Source organism: Streptomyces sp. NPDC051662, assembly GCF_040681655.1.
Classification (GTDB): Bacteria; Actinomycetota; Actinomycetes; order Streptomycetales; family Streptomycetaceae; genus Streptomyces.
The window spans coordinates 86,456-102,902 of record NZ_JBFAZD010000007.1 but is presented as its reverse complement, the minus strand read 5'-3'; the positions used below and the strand labels follow the sequence as shown (position 1 = coordinate 102,902).

The 16,447-nt window shown below is 72.7% G+C and carries 11 protein-coding genes; 2 read left to right on the top strand and 9 right to left on the bottom strand.

Annotated features, from left to right (window positions below; translation table 11 throughout):
• Positions 1 to 23 precede the first annotated feature (23 nt).
• Entirely contained in the window at positions 24 to 1,130 is a 1,107-nt protein-coding gene (locus AB0M67_RS14290; RefSeq protein WP_365745641.1) for an ionic transporter y4hA, read from the bottom strand.
• Between the two features lie 158 nt (positions 1,131 to 1,288).
• On the opposite strand from AB0M67_RS14290, the gene AB0M67_RS14285 reads away from it, so the two are divergent.
• A complete protein-coding gene (locus AB0M67_RS14285; RefSeq protein ID WP_365745640.1) occupies positions 1,289 to 3,178 on the top strand; it encodes a serine hydrolase in 1,890 nt (629 codons plus the stop codon).
• 5 nt (positions 3,179 to 3,183) lie between these two features.
• Here the strand turns inward: AB0M67_RS14285 and AB0M67_RS14280 are convergent, their stop codons facing one another.
• Positions 3,184 to 5,502: a tetratricopeptide repeat protein gene (locus AB0M67_RS14280; protein ID WP_365745639.1), complete on the bottom strand. Its 2,319-nt coding sequence runs from the start codon at positions 5,500 to 5,502 to the stop codon at positions 3,184 to 3,186.
• Between the two features lie 256 nt (positions 5,503 to 5,758).
• On the opposite strand from AB0M67_RS14280, the gene AB0M67_RS14275 reads away from it, so the two are divergent.
• Positions 5,759 to 7,312, top strand: coding sequence for an ATP-dependent DNA ligase (locus AB0M67_RS14275; protein WP_365745638.1), 1,554 nt, complete (start codon positions 5,759 to 5,761; stop codon positions 7,310 to 7,312).
• A 104-nt stretch (positions 7,313 to 7,416) separates the two neighbouring features.
• On the opposite strand, the gene AB0M67_RS14270 is transcribed toward AB0M67_RS14275, so the two are convergent.
• From AB0M67_RS14270 to modA, 7 genes are all read right to left on the bottom strand, one after another.
• Positions 7,417 to 8,451: a phosphatidylinositol-specific phospholipase C domain-containing protein gene (locus tag AB0M67_RS14270; RefSeq protein ID WP_365745637.1), complete on the bottom strand. Its 1,035-nt coding sequence runs from the start codon at positions 8,449 to 8,451 to the stop codon at positions 7,417 to 7,419.
• Positions 8,452 to 8,707: 256 nt separating this feature from the next.
• Positions 8,708 to 8,908, bottom strand: a complete 201-nt coding sequence (locus AB0M67_RS14265) for a hypothetical protein (RefSeq protein ID WP_249949883.1) — start codon at positions 8,906 to 8,908, stop codon at positions 8,708 to 8,710.
• A gap of 109 nt (positions 8,909 to 9,017) precedes the next feature.
• Complete coding sequence (locus AB0M67_RS14260; protein WP_365745804.1) at positions 9,018 to 10,946, bottom strand: NAD-binding protein; 1,929 nt, start codon at positions 10,944 to 10,946, stop codon at positions 9,018 to 9,020.
• Positions 10,947 to 11,147: 201 nt separating this feature from the next.
• Positions 11,148 to 12,311 (bottom strand): NAD-dependent formate dehydrogenase, encoded by a 1,164-nt coding sequence (locus AB0M67_RS14255; protein ID WP_365745636.1) that lies wholly within the window; start codon positions 12,309 to 12,311, stop codon positions 11,148 to 11,150.
• A gap of 102 nt (positions 12,312 to 12,413) precedes the next feature.
• A complete protein-coding gene (locus AB0M67_RS14250) occupies positions 12,414 to 13,367 on the bottom strand; it encodes a LysR family transcriptional regulator (RefSeq protein WP_365745635.1) in 954 nt (317 codons plus the stop codon).
• Between the two features lie 79 nt (positions 13,368 to 13,446).
• Positions 13,447 to 15,429: an ABC transporter permease gene (locus AB0M67_RS14245; protein ID WP_365745634.1), complete on the bottom strand. Its 1,983-nt coding sequence runs from the start codon at positions 15,427 to 15,429 to the stop codon at positions 13,447 to 13,449.
• Between the two features lie 42 nt (positions 15,430 to 15,471).
• Entirely contained in the window at positions 15,472 to 16,287 is an 816-nt protein-coding gene (gene modA / locus AB0M67_RS14240) for a molybdate ABC transporter substrate-binding protein (protein ID WP_365745633.1), read from the bottom strand.
• Between the last annotated feature and the right edge of the window lie 160 nt (positions 16,288 to 16,447).

Genomic DNA, 16,447 nt, shown 5'->3' with positions numbered 1-16,447 from the left:
TCCCCCGGACCGGGCCGTCCGGGTCACGGGCTGATGGCGAGGAAGACGAACGCGGCGAAGATCCCCAGATGCACCCCGCCCTGGAGCAGGGTGGCCCGGCCCGGCGCGACGGTCAGGGCGCCCACCACCACCGTCAGCGCGAGCAGCACCATATGGACGGCGCTCAGCCCGAGCACCAGCGGCCCACTCAGCCAGATCGAGGCGAGCGCGATGGCCGGGATCGTCAGACCGATGCTCGCTATGGCCGAGCCGAGCGCCAGATTGAGGCTCGTCTGCACACGCTCGCGGCGGGCCGCGCGTACGGCGGCGAGGGTCTCGGGCAGCAGCACCAGCAGGGCGATGATCACACCGACCACGGCCTGGGGCAGCCCGGCCGACTCCACCCCCGACTCGATGGTCGAGGACACGGCCTTCGCGTCCCCGACAACGGCGATCAGCGCCACGACCAGCATCACCAGGCTCAGGACGGTGGCCCGGCGGGTGGGCAGCGGGGCGTGCGAGTCCTCCTCGCGCACATCCCCTTCCTGGGTGACGGGGAGGAAGTAGTCGCGGTGGCGCACGGTCTGTACGGCGACGAAGAGCCCGTACAGGACGAGTGAGGCGACCGCGGCGAAGCCCAGCTGCGCGGGTGAGAACTCCGGGCCCGGCTTGCTGGTGGTGAACGTCGGGATCACGAGCGTGAGCGTGGCCAGGGTGGCGACGGTGGTCAGCGCGGTCCCCGTGCCCTCGGCGTTGAACACGGCGACCCGGCTGCGCACCGCCCCGACCAGCAGGCAGAGGCCGAGAATGCCATTGCAGGTGATCATGACGGCGGCGAAGACCGTGTCCCGGGCGAGCGAGGCGGTCTTGTCGCCGCCGTCGATCATCAGCGTGACGATGAGCGCCACCTCGATGACCGTGACCGCGACGGCGAGGACGAGTGAGCCGAACGGCTCCCCCACCCGGTGGGCGACGACCTCGGCGTGGTGCACGGCCGCGAGCACGGCGCCCGCGAGACAGAGGGCGACGAGCGCGACCGCGAAGCCCGGCAGGCTGCGGCCCCAGCTGAGGATCAGCGCGACCACCGCGAGCAGTGGCACCACTACGGTCCACTGGGACATCAGTGACCTGATGCCGACGCTCGTCCTCATGTGCCACACGCTGCCAGAGGTACTGGTGGTGCGCGCGGCGGCGGCGCCGTACGGCAAGCCCGTCCCGTCGTGTGTGATGCGGTGTCAGTTCCGCTGTGGTAAGAGGTCCTGACGGCTGGGTCGGATGTGAGAAGCGACGTTCAGGGGAGGGCTGCCGAATGGCGGAGGACCGGGCGGGCGGACGCGGAGCGAGCGGTGCGGAGGACGGCGGGCGTGACGGCGGGCGTGACGGCGCGCGGAGCGAGCCGCGGGCCGGCGGGATAAGCCGGCGCAGGCTGGGCGGCGGGGTACTGGCCCTGGGCGGGGCGCTCGCCGTGGCGCCGATCCCGTTCGCCGAGGGCTCGGCCCGCGCCACCACGCCCGGTTCGGACGGCAGGTCCGGCGGGTCCGGCGGCGCGCGGCGGACGACGCTGCGGCACGGCTCCGCCGAGCGGGCCGGTCTCCTCCCCGGTCAGCTGGACCGGCTGATCGACGACGCGTCCGCCTTCCTCGGCCCCTCCCCCACGCACCCCTGGTACGCGGGCGCCGTACTGCTCGCCGGGCGCGGGGGTACGGTCGCCCTGCACCGGCCGATCGGCGCCGCCGTGCGCTACGCCGCGTACGACGAGAAGACCGACACCGGAGTGGAGCTGCCCCCCGAGCGGCGGATCGCGATGACCGAGGACACGGTCTTCGATCTCGCCTCCCTCTCCAAGCTGTTCACCTCGATCCTCGCCGTCCAGCGGATCGAGCGCGGCGAGCTGGAACTGGCGGCGCGGGTCACCACGTATCTCCCCGAGTTCGGGCGGGCGGGCAAGCAGGACGTGACCGTGCGCCAGCTGCTGACGCACACCTCCGGCTTCCGCGCCTGGGTCCCGCTCTATACGGCGCCGACGTACGAGGGCAAGCTCCAGCTGCTGTGGAACGAGGCCCCGGTGACCCGGCCCGGCACGGCCTATCTGTACTCGGACCTCAATCTGATCTCGCTCCAGCTGATCCTGGAGCGGATCACCGGTCACACCTTGGACACCCTGCTCCGCGACGAGATCACCGCGCCGCTGGCGATGCACCGCACGCGCTACAACCCGCCCGCCTCCTGGAAACCGGGGATCGCCGCCACCGAGGACGCGCGCCGGCCCTGGTCGGGGCTCGACCGGGGGCTGGTGTGGGGCGAGGTGCACGACGAGAACGCGTACAGCCTCGGCGGGGTCGCGGGGCACGCCGGGGTCTTCTCCCGCGCCTGGGACCTGGCGATCCTCGCCCGTACGCTGCTGAACGGCGGCGCGTACGGCCGGGCGCGGATCCTGCGGCCCGAGTCCGTGGAGCTGATGTTCACCGACTTCAACTCCGCTTTCCCCGGCGACGCCCACGGACTGGGCTTCGAGCTCTACCAGCACTGGTACATGGGCGCGATGGCCACCCCGAGCACGGCGGGCCACACCGGGTTCACCGGCACCAGTCTCGTTCTCGACCCGACGACCGACTCCTTCCTGATCGTGCTCGGCAACTCGGTGCACCCCGTGCGGAGCTGGCGGTCCGGCAGCGCACCGCGCGTCGCGGCGGCCGACCGGATGGCACGGGCCGTCGCGGTGCGGCCCGCGCACGGCCGTACCGCGTGGTTCTCCGGCATGGCGAACGCCACGACGGCCACGCTGACGCTGCCCCCGGTCACGGCCCGCGCCGGAGTGCTGCGCTGTTCGCTGTGGTGGGACACCGAGCCGGACGCGGACGGGCTGTTCCTGGAGGCGTCGGCCGGTGCCGGGAGCGACTGGCGGCCGGTGCCCTTCACGACCGCGGCCGCCGGGCGGGAACCGCTGGCGCACCCGGCGGGCTCGGCCACGGGCTGGTCGGGACGCGGCTGGCACCGGCTGACCGCGGATCTGGCGGCCTGGCGGGATACGGAGGTACGGCTGCGCTGGCGGTACACGACGGACCGGCTCTATGTGGGGCGGGGCGCGTATGTGGACGGGCTACGGATCGAGGACGGTGGGCGCCCGGTCTTCGACGAGGCCCGACGGAAGGACGCGGCTCGTATCGAGGCGGCCGGCTGGGTGGCCTCGGAGGACTGAACCGCTCAGCGGCCTCTGGTGCCGTGCTGCTGGCGCAACGCGGCGACCTGGCGGTACAGCTCCACCGCCTCGCCTCCCCTTCCCAGCTGTTCCAGGCAGTGCGCCTCGTCGTTCCTGGCCGCCAGGGTGTCCGGGTGGACGGCGCCCAGGACCCGGTGCCGCGCCTCGGCGACCCTGCGGTAGACGGTCAGGGCTTCCGGCCAGCGAGCCAGCCAGCCCAGGCCGACGGCGATCTCCCGGCGGCTGACGAGGGTGTCGGGGTGGTCGGGGCCCAGAACCCGCTCGCGGGCCTCGCACACGTCACGGGCCTCCGCGAGCGCCTCGTCCCAGCGGGCGAGCCGGCCCAGGTTGACCCCGAAGCCGTGCCGGGCCCGCAGGGTCTCCGGATGCAGCGGCCCCTGGACACGGGTGCGGTCGGCGACGAGCCCGCGGTACAGATCGAGCGCCTCCTCGCTGCGGCCGAGCCGGCCCAGGCTGATGCCGATCTCGTAGCGCGCGGAGAGCGTGTCGGGGTGGTCGGGGCCCAGCGCGCGGGCGCGGACCGCGGCCACCTCGCGGTAGCCGCCGAGCGCCTCCGGCCAGCGGCCGAGCCGCCCCAGCGCGTAGGCCACCTCGTACTGGCTGACCAGCGTGTCGGGATGGTCGGCTCCGAGCACCCGGGCGCGGGCCACGGCGACCGAGTGGGCCAGCCGGTACGCGTCCTCCAGGCGTCCGAGCCGGCTGAGGTTGTACGCCAGGTTGTGGCGGCAGCGCAGGGTGTCCGGATGGTCGGGGCCCATCGTGCGCTCGCGCGAGGCGAGCACCGCGGCGAACACGTCATGGGCCTCGAAGTGCCGGCCGAGCTGCCCCAGTACGTACGCCATCTCCTGGCGGGCGGCGAGCGTCTCCGGATGGTCAGGGCCCAGCGCGCGGGCGCGCCCCTCCGCGACGCGGGTGAACTCGCGCAGCGCGTCCGCCGTACGCCCGGTCCTGCTGAGCGTGAACCCGACCTCGTACCGGCTGGCGAGGGTGTCGGGGTGGTCAGGACCCAGGGCGTGCTCACGTTCCGCGGCGACCGCGCGGTGCACCTCCCCCGCCTCCTCCCAGCGGCCGAGCCGGCCGAGGCTCAGACCGGCGTTGTGCCGGCTGACGAGGACCGCGAGCTGTTCGGGGGACGGGGTGGGACGCGCGGCGGCCGGATACGTTCCGGTGGTGGCGCGCGGATCGGCCGGGCGGGTCCACTCGCCGGTGAGGCCCGCGGTGTGGTCGGGCGGGGTGGGCCGCGGCACGGAGACACCGGTCGCCTTGTGGCCGGTGGTCATGGACCGGGCCCAGGACGGCAGCCGGGATCCGTCCGGGTGGTGGGGCGTGGCACCCCCGTCCGGCGCCGGGAAGGCCAACGGCGCCCGCGGACCGGTGCTCAGCGGGCCTGTGCTCCCGAGCCCCGTGTCCCCGAGCCCTGGGCTCCCCAGGACCGTGCCCGCCGGCCCGGGGGCGGTGCGCGCGGCGCCGATTCTGCGCCGCAGGTCCCCCGCGTCGGTGGGCCGCTCCTCCGGTGTCTTGGCCAGCAGGTCGAGGACGAGCCGGTCGAAGAATTCCGGCAGTTCCGCCCGGTGCTTGCGCGGCGGCTCCGGGACCGTGTCGCGGTGGCCGACCAGTACCGCCCAGGCGTCGCCCAGGTCGAACGGCGGGGCGCCGGTGGCGATCTCGTACAGCACACATCCCAGCGAGTAGAGGTCGCTGCGGTGATCGACATGGCCGGCGCCGATCTGCTCGGGCGACATGTAGTGCGGGGTCCCCATCGCGATGCCGGTACCGGTCAGCCGCGAGGTGAAGCCGATGTCGTGGCCGAGCCGCGCGATGCCGAAGTCGCAGATCTTCACCGTGCCGTCGGCGAGCCGCATGATGTTGGCGGGCTTCAGGTCGCGGTGGATGATGCCCTGGCCGTGGGTGTACGCGAGGGCGTCCGCGACCTGCTCGGCGATGTCGACGACATGGGGCACCGGCAGCGGATGCTGCTCGTTGTCCTCCAGCAGCTGGCTGAGGTTGCGTCCGTCGAGCAGCTCCATCACGAGATAGAGCACGCCGTTGTCCTCGCCGAAGTCATGGACGACGGTGACGCCGCGGTGCTGGAGCGCGGCGGCGACCCGCGCCTCCCTGCGGAAGCGCTCCCGCATGATCCGGGTGAAGGACTGGTCCTGCTGCGGGCCCAGCGGCTTGAGGCACTTGACCGCGACCTGTCTGCCGAGCGACTCGTCGCGAGCCCGCCACACCTCGCCCATCCCCCCGCGCCCGATCAGATCGAGCAGCCGGTAGCGGCCCTGGATCAGCCTGGTGTCCGCCATCGCGTGCTGTCGCCCCCGTCACCTCGCTGCGCCCTCCCCGGCCCGTCCAGTATGGCCGCACTGTCCCGGAGTGTGTACGGGGGCGGCCGGGTGTCGGCGCCGAGCCAGGCCATTGCCCGGAGAATGTGCCGGGGCGGCAGCTGCCCTCGCGCCCCGGCGGGAATGAGGCGCGGCGGGTTTCCGGTCGTGATGAGCCGACGGGTGGTGTTCTCCGTCAGGACGGGCGGACCCGCGCGCGGCGTTGCACGATGGCAGCATGCTGTTGGCACCGCTCGCGCATGTCTCCCGGGAGGTCGCCGAGACATCGGCGCGCTCCCGGAAGATCTCCCTGCTGGCCGGACTCTTCCGGACGGCGGGCGCCGAGGACGTGCCCCTCGTCATTCCGTATCTGGCCGGGCGGCTGCCGCAGGGCAGGATCGGCGTCGGCTGGAACGCGCTGAAGGACCCGCCCCCGCCCGCGGACCGCGCCACGCTCACCGTGCACCGGGTCGATGCCGTCTTCACCGCCCTCGCGGCCGTGGCGGGCCGTGGTGCGCAGGGCGAGCGCAGACGGCTGGTCCAGGAGCTGCTGGGCGCGGCCACCGAGGAGGAGCAGCGCTTCCTGGTGGGGCTGATCTCCGGCGAGGTGCGCCAGGGCGCGCTGGACGCCGTCGCCGTCGAGGCGCTGGCGGAGACCTCGGGCGCGCGGGCCGCCGCGGTACGCCGGGCGGTGATGCTGGCCGGCTCCCTCCAGCGGGTGGCGGAGCGGCTGCTGACGGAGGGGCCGCGGGTGCTGGAGGAGTTCCTGCTGACGGTGGGGCGACCCGTACTGCCGATGCTCGCGCAGAGCGCGGCGAGCGTCACCGAGGCGATCGGCCGGCTCGGGGAGTGCGCCGTCGAGGAGAAGCTGGACGGCATCCGGGTGCAGGTGCACCGCGACGGGCCGACGGTACGGATCTTCACCCGCACGCTCGACGACATCACGGACCGGCTGCCCGAGGTGACGGCGATCGCCCTGGAGCTGCCCGGCGACCGTTTCGTGCTGGACGGGGAGGTCATCGCGCTGGACGCGGAGGGCAGGCCGAGGCCGTTCCAGGAGATCGCGAGCCGGGTCGGCTCGCGGATGGACGTACGGTCCGCGGCGGCGGCCGTCCCGCTGTCGCCCGTCTTCTTCGATGTCCTCGCCGCCGGGGGCGAGGATCTGCTGGAGCTGTCGTGCGCGGAGCGGCACGAGGCGCTGGCGCGGCTGGTCCCCGAGCCGATGCGGGTACGGCGGATCGTGGTCACCGGCACGGCCCGGGAGGAGGGGCGGGCGGCCGAGGCGTTTCTCCGCGACACCCTGGCCCGGGGCCATGAGGGTGTGGTGCTCAAGGCGCTCGACACCCCCTACAGCGCGGGCCAGCGCGGGGCGGGCTGGCTGAAGGTGAAACCGGTGCACACCCTGGATCTCGTGGTGCTGGCCGCGGAGTGGGGGCACGGCAGGCGCACCGGCAGACTCTCCAATCTGCATCTGGGCGCGCGACGGCAGGACGGCTCGTTCGCGATGCTCGGCAAGACGTTCAAGGGACTGACGGACCAGATGCTGGAGTGGCAGACGGAGCGTCTGCGGGAACTGGCGGTCCGTGACGACGGCTTCACCGTGACCGTACGTCCCGAACTGGTGGTCGAGATCGCGTACGACGGACTCCAGCGGTCGTCCCGCTATCCGGCGGGGGTGACGCTGCGCTTCGCCCGGGTGGTCCGCTACCGCGAGGACAAGGCCGCCACGGAGGCGGACACGGTCGAGACGGTCCTCGCGGCGCACGGCCGGGACGTGGCGGAGCCCGGCTGACGGAACAGGACCAGGGGACGGACGGGCCCCGTGGGACAGGGGGTCCCGCGAGCCCCGGGGCCGGTGAGCGGAACCGGCCCCGGGACGTGTGTGGCTCCCCCGGCTCAGCCGCGCGGAACGACGGTCGCGAGCACCGTCGGCAGCGCGCGCCAGTCCGCCGAGATCAGGCTGGCGTTCCGCTGGGCCAGCAGGGTCAGCCGGTCACGGGCCTGCTGCTCGGTGGGGTTGGTGCCGTCGATGGCCGGCGGCACGTTGTGGGCGTCCGTCATCAGCAGGAAGTAGTTCCGCTGCGCGTACCACGCGGTGTCGATCCCGCCGGCGGTGTACGTGGCGGCGTCGCCGTCGAAGAAGACGAACCAGGGCCTGATCGTCGCGTCCGTGTAGCGGGTGCGCGGATCACCGGCGGTGGCCTTGTGGACGGCGGGGAAGGCCGCGGCCTCGTTCAGCCGGCCCGCCGCCTTGAGGTCACGCAGATAAATGGCGTACTCACGGTCGGTCCACAGGGTGTCGAGCGGGTTCTGCTCCTCCACCGTGCCGGGGATCAGCTCGACGATGAACTTGCCGGCCAGCTGCGCGCGCGACGGCCAGGCGCCGGCCTGGGCCGCCCGGTCGAGGTCGCCGTGGTCGCCCACCAGGTCGGCGGGGCGGAAGAGCGCGTCGCCGAGCTTGCTGTTGAGCAGCGCGTCCAGGGCGGCGGGGCCACGGCCGCCCTGTCCCTGGAAGCCGTCCTTCATCTCGATCTTGAGGACGATCGGCCGGTGGTTCTGGTTGGCGTCGTGCCAGGTCCTGATGTCGGTCAGGCAGCCGGCGAGATCGCGGTTCTGCGCGTTGGTCCGCAGCTGGCTCACCGTGGTGGCGTTGGCGCAGTTGTTGTCATTGCCCAGCGGGTTGCTGTGGGACACCCGCCAGGAGGCGCCGAACAGGTTGGTCCATACGTCGAGTTCGAGCATCCCGGCTCCGGAGTCGAGCGCGTCCGCGAAGTACGGGAAGGTGGCCTTCTCGTACGCGTTGTGGACACCGACCCCGGTGGTGGAGGGGTAGGGCAGCGCGCCCGGGTCGGCGGCGCCGGCGGACGTGGCGGTGAAGGCGAGCACGGCGACGGCGCCGGCCGCCACCGTGGTGCGAAGGAGCTTTGCCATATGCCTTGTTCCTCCCGTTGCGCATGTCTTGGGCATGTCAACCGAGAGGGAGCGTAGGCGAGTTCGATGACGGGCGGGAGGACGCGAGCTTACGGATGTGATCAGCGGGAGCGGGCAGCGAGAAACGCGCCCCGCCGCTCAGCAGCGGTGGAGCGCGCTCGGCGCGCGAGGGGCCTGGTGGGAGCTGGAGGGTGGGAGGTGGAGAGGTGGGAGGTGCGGTGGCTGTCGCGGTCGCGCCGGGACAGCCGCGGTTTGGCTACGGCAGCTGCTCCTCGATGGCCGCGCGACCCCTCTCGGCCAGCCGCCGCCTGGCCCATTCGATGTTCTCGGGGGTGAGATCGCGGCCGGAGGCCAGCGCGAGATCTTCGGCCGTGACCTGGTCGTACGCGCCGGTGTGCAGCAGCCGGTCGGGGGTCACGCTCTCGGGCTCCGGTCGCGCCGTGGACTCTGCGTTCATGCCGCCTCCTCGTTCATCCGGTGTTCGCCATTCTCGTGCCCGCCGGGCCCCGCCGCATCCCCGGTATCCGGCGGCGCCCAGTGCGTGTCCTCACCGCCGGGGCCGCGGATCACCCCGCCGGGCGGGCCCGGGAGGCGGACTGCCGCCCGAGCAGTTCCGCCAGCCCCCTGCGGGTGGCCGCCAGCACCACCCGGTCCCGGGGGTGCAGCACATAGCCGGGGTGCAGATCCCAGACCAGACCGGCAGGCCGGCGCTCCTCATGATCGAGCCGGGTGTCGGCGAGATCGGGCACCCGGTCCCCCGGCGCCGCGGTGTCCAGCGCGATGACCCGCCAGGCACCCGGCCGGAACACCTCCGCGACCGTACGCCCCTCCAGCCTCGGATGACCCGCCACGTCTATGGCGGCCATCAGCAGCACCTTGCGTTCCACCGGGATGGCCCCGAGGATCTGGCGGCCCATCATGGCGATGGCGAAGGCGGGGGCCGCCAGGGTGGACACACTGCGGCTGCGGGTGAGCGCCCCGGGATGCGCCGCGCGCAGGGTCCGGTAGACGGCGGTCGCGAAGTCGTCGTCGTACAGCCGCAGCGCCACCCGCAGATCGGGCGCGATGGAGCGCGCGTACAGCGCGGCCTCAAGATTGGTGGTGTCGACGCTGGTGAGGGCGAGCAGGGCGTGCGCGCGCTCGATCTTGGCCGCCTCCAGCACCCCCTCCTGGGTCACATCGCCCAGGACGGTCGGCACGCGCAGGCCGCGGGCGAGCGCGATTCCTCGCGCGTCGGGGTCCTCCTCCACGCACACCACTGGGATGCCCAGCTCACGCAGGCGTACGAGCACCCGGCTGCCGATCTTGCCGAGTCCGAGGAGTACGACATGACCGGAGATACCGCGCGGTGGCCGGCGCAGCGCCGACGCCGTACGGAACGTGCCGAGCGCCTCCAGGACCGCCGCCAGCACCACGGGCAGCAGCAGGATTCCGGTGACCATGGCGAGGAGCTGCATCACCTGCCGGGGCGCGGGCTCGCCGACGGCGGGATCTCCGATGGCGAAGAGATCGAGCAGCGTCAGATACATCGCGCCCAGCGGATGGGCGCCGGTGACCAGCGACGAGACGACCGCGAGGGCGAGTACGGCGGCGATGATCCCGGCGAAGGACCAGCGCAGCCGGCGGGAGAACAGTGAGGCGAGCGGGGCGCCGCGGCCCGCGAGCCGGCGCGGCGGCAGATCGGGAGCGGCGTGCGAGACGGCTTCCAGGACGACCGTGCCGCGTCCGGTGGCGGCGGCGGCGCTCGCGTCGTCGGGCAGCAGCCGCGGGCCGTCCTGGCCGCTGTTGTCCGAACCCTCGGCCCCCGCCGGGTCGTTGGTGGTGGCGGAGAGCAGGGCGAGGGTGCACAGCCCCGGGTCGGCGATCTCGCCGGGTCCCGGCGGGTTGCGCTCCACGGCTCGCAGCAGCAGGCCGTCGGCCCGTACCACCTTGCTGGTCCCCGCGACGGCCGTGGCGGCCAGTGCGGGGGCCGCGGTGTCGGCGTCCGAGAGGACGGTGGTGGCGTCCAGCGCCGCCCGGTCGAGACCGGGGACGGCGACGGCGGCGGCCTGGTCGAGCAGTTCCTCCAGATGCTGGCCGAGCTTGCGGTTGTAGAGCCGGATGACCAGCCGCAGATGGGGGTTGAGCCGACGGGCCGCGAGCGCGACCCGGATATTGATCTCGTCGTCGTCATGGACGAGGGCGAGGGCCGCCGCCTCCTCGACTCCGGCGTCCACGAGGACGTCCTCGTCGAGCTCCGCCGCCTCCAGGACTCGCGAAGCGTCCGGTCTCCTGGTCCCCTCCCCCACCGGGTCCGGGAGCGTCGCCGCCGTACGGGCCATGGCCGCGGACATCCGTCCGAAGAAGGCCGAGGCTCGGCCCGGACCGGCCAGTGGAGCGGGCGGGAGGCGGGAGGGGCGTACCGGCGGGATGACGAGTGTGACCCGTTCGCCGTAGACGTCGCGCAGCTCGCCCGCCAGCCGGTGGGCCAGTGTGTCGTCGCCGCAGACGACCATATGGCCCGCCGGCAGGGCCTGTTGTACCTGGTGAGGAAGTATGGACACGGCACCAGTGTGCCGAACATCCGAGCGGACGCGAGACAGCCGCCCCTGCCAGGGACGTGGCGAGGAGCGGCTGAATCCAGGCCGGATCCCCCTTGTCCTGGGGACCCATGACGCGTGATCAGCTATCTCGGTCAGGCGTTCTTCACCGAGCGGTCAGGTGTTCTTCACGGAGTACGAGTGGGCACCGACACCGGCCAGCGCCCCCTTGTCGACGATCAGATACTCGTCACGCAGCGGGGTGCCCGCGAACCAGGACTCCAGGATCTCCCGGGTCCCCGCGGCGTAGCGGGCCTGGGCGGAGAGCGAGGAGCCGGAGATGTGCGGGGTCATGCCGTGGTTCGGCATGGTCCGCCAGGGGTGGTCGGCCGGCGCGGGCTGCGGGTACCACACGTCTCCCGCGTAGCCGGCGAGCTGGCCGCTGCGCAGCGCGCGGTCGATGGCGTCGCGGTCGGCTATCTTCGCGCGGGCGGTGTTGATGAGATAGGCGCCGCGCTTCATGGTGGCGAGCAGCTCGTCGCCGAACAGCCCCTCCGTCTCGGGGTGGAGAGGCGCGTTGATCGTGACCACGTCGCAGTGCGGGACCATCGCGGCGGCGCTCTCGTGCCAGGTGAGCCCCAACTCCTGCTCGACGGACTCCGGGAGCCGGTGGCGGTCGGTGTAGTGCAGCCCGACATCGAAGGGCGCCAGCCTGCGCAGGACGGCGAGCCCGATCCGGCCCGCGGCGACGGTGCCGACCTGCATGCCCTCCAGGTCGTACGAACGGGCCACGCAGTCCGCGATGTTCCAGCCGCCGTCCAGGACCCACTGGTGCGAGGGCAGGTAGTTCCGTACGAGCGACAGCGTCATCATCACGACATGCTCGGCGACGCTGATGCTGTTGCAGTACGTGACCTCGGCGACGGTGACGCCCTTGGCGATGGCGGCGTCGAGGTCGACATGGTCCGAGCCGATGCCCGCCGTGATGGCGAGCTTCAGGTTCTCGGCCTTCGCGATGCGCTCCGCCGTCAGATAGGCGGGCCAGAACGGCTGCGAGATGACCACATCGGCGTCGACCAGCTCCTGGTCGAAGACCGAGCCCTCGCGGTCCTTGTCCGAGGTGACGACGAGGCTGTGGCCGCGGGACTCCAGGAACGTACGCAGCCCCAGCTCACCGGAGACGCTGCCGAGGAGCTGCCCGGGGGTGAAGTCGATGCCCTGCGGGGTGGGGGTGGTCTGGCCGCCCGGGTAGTGGTCGATACGCGGAAGGTCGTCCCGGGCGTAGGTCTTGGGGTATCCGTCGACCGGGTCGTCGTACAGCACGCACAGCACCTTTGCCATGACTGCGGCTCCTCATTCGTTGCTGCGGGAAGATGTCTCCACCCTCGCGGCGCCGCCGGGTCATGGTCAAAATGAACCTTTCTATCTCGGGATAGGCCACGGCTATCCCGAGTCGCCCGGCGGGGTCGCCGGATACAGATAGGTGTCCAGAAGCCGGTCGAGCGCCTCCCGTACGCCCGCCTCCCTGGCCGTCTCCAACAGGGCTCTGGCCAGCACGGATCCGGGGCTGCGGTCGGCGATGACCAGGCCCACGCGAGGTCCGTGCGCCGGGTGTTCCAGCGGGATCACCCGCATCCCCTCGGGAACGCCGAACATATGCAGCCAGGCGTGGGAGATGACGCTCGACCAGTGGCCGGCCGTGAGATGCGCGTACAGGGCGGCGACGGAGTCCGTCTCGATGGCCGGGGTCACGGCGCTCACGCCTTCGGCGGCGAAGTACTCGTCCATGATCCGGCGGTTGCGCATCTGCGGGGAGAGCAGACAGAGCGGCAGCTCGGCGATCTCCGCCCAGCGGGCGGCCGGGCAGCCGCCCATCGGTCCGTCGAGCGGGGTGAGCAGCAGATAGCGCTCCTCGTACAGCGGACTCCTGCGGACATGGCCGAGGCTGTCGTCGTCCAGATAGGTGAGCGCGATGTCCAGCTCGAACGCGGCCAGCCGCTGGGCTATCTCGCGGGAGGAGAGGGAGTCGAGCGAGACCCGGGTCCGTGGATGCCGCTCCACGAAGGGGGTGGTGAGCAGCGAGGCGGCGGTCAGCGCGGTGGGGATGGCGCCCAGCCGCAGGGTGCCCGCCAGCCCGTCGCGCATCGCGGAGAGTTCATGGCCCAGGGCGTCGCGCTCGGCCAGGATGCGGTGTGCCCAGAGCAGCACCCGTTCGCCCTCGGGGGTCAGCCCCTCGAAACGGCGGCCACGCCGCACGATGGGCACGTCCAGTTCGTGTTCGAGTTTGCGGATCGCGGCGGACAGCGAGGGCTGCGACACATAGCAGGCCGCGGCGGCACGTGCGAAGTGCCGTTCCCTGGCGAGTGCCACCAGATACTCCAGCTGACGCAGCAACATCGCTCGCTCCCCTGCTCGGTCCGCGTACTCACCCTGTCAGGCCGACGGCGCCGACGGGACCTCCCCGACGGGCCCGGTCTCACAGGGCGACGAGGGTGACCTCGGTGGCCTTGACACTGGTCCATACGGAAACGCCGTCGGCCAGGCCGAGTTCGGCGGCGGACTGGGGCGTGATCTCGGCGACCAGATCGGGGGCCTCGTCCGAGGTGATCAGGACACGCAGCCGGCTGCCGAGCGCGGTGATCTCGCGTACCGTCCCCCGCCAGACGTTGCGGGGGCTGCCACCTGGGCGCTCACGGTGTACGGAGACGGCCTCCGGGGCGATGATCGCGAGGGCCGCCGTGCCCTCGGCGGGCGGCTCGGCGACCACCAGCCGCCCACCGGCGGTGAGTTCGAAACCGGCGGGCCCCGACCTGCCGGGCCAGGCGTTGCGTCCGAGCATCCGGGCCACCCACGGCGAGCGGGGGTTACGGGTCACTTCGGCGGGCGGGGCGTCCTGGAGGACCCTGCCGTCGTCGAGTACGAGGACCCGGTCGGCCAGCGAGACGGCCTCGACCGGGTCATGGGTGACGATCAGACAGACACCGCCGAAGCCGTCGAGATGGCCGCGCAGGGTATGGCGTACCCGCGCCCGGGTGGTCTGGTCGAGCGCGGCGAGCGGCTCGTCGAGAAGCAGCAGCCGGGGCCTGACGGCGAGCGCGCGGGCCAGCGCGACCCGCTGCGCCTGACCGCCGGAGAGCTGATGCGGCTTGCGGTGGGCGAGTTGCCCGACGCCGAGCCGGTCGAGCCACTGCCGTGCGATACGGCGGGCCTCGGCGCGGTGGACGCCGTGGGCGCGGAGCCCGTACGCGGTGTTGGCGAGGGCGCTCAGATGCGGGAAGAGCGCGCCGTCCTGCGGGACCCAAGCGACACCGCGCCGGTGCGGCGGGAGGGCGGTGACATCCCGGTCCCCGAGGCGGAGTTCGGCGTGGGCGCGCGGCGTGAGGCCGAGGAGGGCGCGCAGCAGGGTCGTTTTACCTGCGCCGTTGGGGCCGACGACCGCGATGGTCGTACCGGGCTCGGCGGTCAGGACGAGCTGGTTGAAGCCGGTGACCTCCGCGTGCAGTCGCCAGCGCTCGGCCGGGTCGGGGGACGCGTCCGCCACGAGGTCGGCGCCGTCCGGCTCGGACGGTCCGGACGGTGTGCCGGTCGCGGAGGCGGCGGCGGACGGGGAGGGCGTGTCCGTATCGTCCGGCGGCGTGGCACGGTCCGGTGCGCGGTCGGCCGTCACCCCCGTCCAGCGTCCGCGCAGTCCGATCAGCACGGCCATCGCGATGGCGAGCAGCAGCAGGGATACCGAGGTCGCGGCCTCCGGCGAGTCCTGGAGCAGCAGATAGACCTGGAGCGGAAGGGTCTGGGTGGTACCGGGGAGGTTGCCGGCGAAGGTGATCGTGGCGCCGAACTCGCCGAGGGCGCGCGCCCAGGTCAGCGCGGCGCCCGCGGCGAGCCCCGGGGCGACCATCGGCAGGGTGACGGTGAGGAACACCCGTACCGGCGAGGCGCCCAGTGACGCGGCGGTCTCCTCGTAGGCGGGCCGCATACCGGCCAGGGTGCCTTCGAGGCTGATGATGAGGAACGGCATCGCCACGAACGTCGCGGCGATCACGGCGCCCGAGGTGTGGAACGGCAGGGTGATCCCGAAGGAATCCTCCAGCCAGGGCCCGAGCAGTCCGCGCCGGCCGAAGCCGAGCAGCAGCGCGACCCCGCCGACGGTGGGCGGCAGCACCATCGGCAGCAGGACCAGCGTGCGCACCAGCGTCTTGCCGGGGAACCTCACCCGGGCCAGCAGCCATGCCAGTGGCACCCCGAGCAGCAGGGAGAGACCGAGCGCCCAGAAGGAGACCAGCAGCGACAGCCTCAGCGCCTCCACCACACCGGGGGTGGTGAGATGCGTCCCGAGGTCGCCCCAGGGCGTACGGACGAGAATGCCGATCAGGGGCAGCAGCAGAAACGCGATCGCGAGCAGCGCGGGCAGCGCCAGCGCGACGGGAGCGCCGCGACCTCGTGCACGCATGCGTCTCATCGGGGTTCCTGGGAGGGGGAGTCGCTGGTCACCGGGTGGGGGTTACGGCTTCTGGAACCCGGCGTCCTGGAGGATCTTCTGCGCCTCGGGCCCGCTGAGCCAGCTGACGAAGGCGGCGGCGGCATCGGCGTGCTCGGAGGTCTTCAGGGTGGCGGCCGGGTAGTCGGCGATGGCGTTCTGCGCGTCGGGGATGGCGACGGCGTCGACCTTGTCGGTGGCGGTGGCGGCGTCGGTCTTGTAGACGATGCCCGCGTCGGCCTCGCCGAGCTCGACCTTGCTCAGTACGGCGCGCACGTTCGGCTCCTGCGAGACCGGCTTGACCTCGATCTTCTGGGCGTCGAGCACCTGCTTGCTGTACCGGCCGACCGGCACCTCTGGCGCGGCCAGGACGACCTTCAGCTTGGGGTCGGCGAGGTCCTTCAGGCTCTTGATCCCGTCCGGGTTGCCCTCACCGGTGGCGATCACCAGCCGGTTCTTGGCGATGATCTCCGGGGAGCCGGTGTCGCCCCGGAGACCGTCCATCGTCTTGGTGTCGGCGGTGACCAGCGCGTCGGCCGGAGCGCCCTGCTTGACCTGCGCGGCCAGCTCCTGCGAACCGGCGAAGGAGAACGTCACCTTCGTGCCCGGGTTCGCCTTCTCGTAGGCGGCGCCCGCCGTCTTGAACACATCGGTCAGCGAGGCGGCGGCCAGCACGGTCAGATCCGCGGCGGGGGCACCGCTCGCCGACGCCTCGGCGCTGGAGCCCGCACCGGTGTCCTTCTCGTTGTCGCTTTCACCGCCGCAAGCGGCCAGCGGCACGAGCAGGGCGGCGGTCATGAGCACGGTCGCGGCGCGGCGCCGGGTGAGGACGTGAGACATGAGGGTGGACTCCTTGACGGTACGGGCCCGGTGCGGGCACGCGAGCGGACGGTGACAGGAGCGCCGGGGACGGGCGACGCCTCGGGGCGGTACGGAAGGGCCTGGGGCGAGTCGTCGACGTCCCGCCCCGGTGCGGCCCGGGAAGCGACGGTGGCGCGGG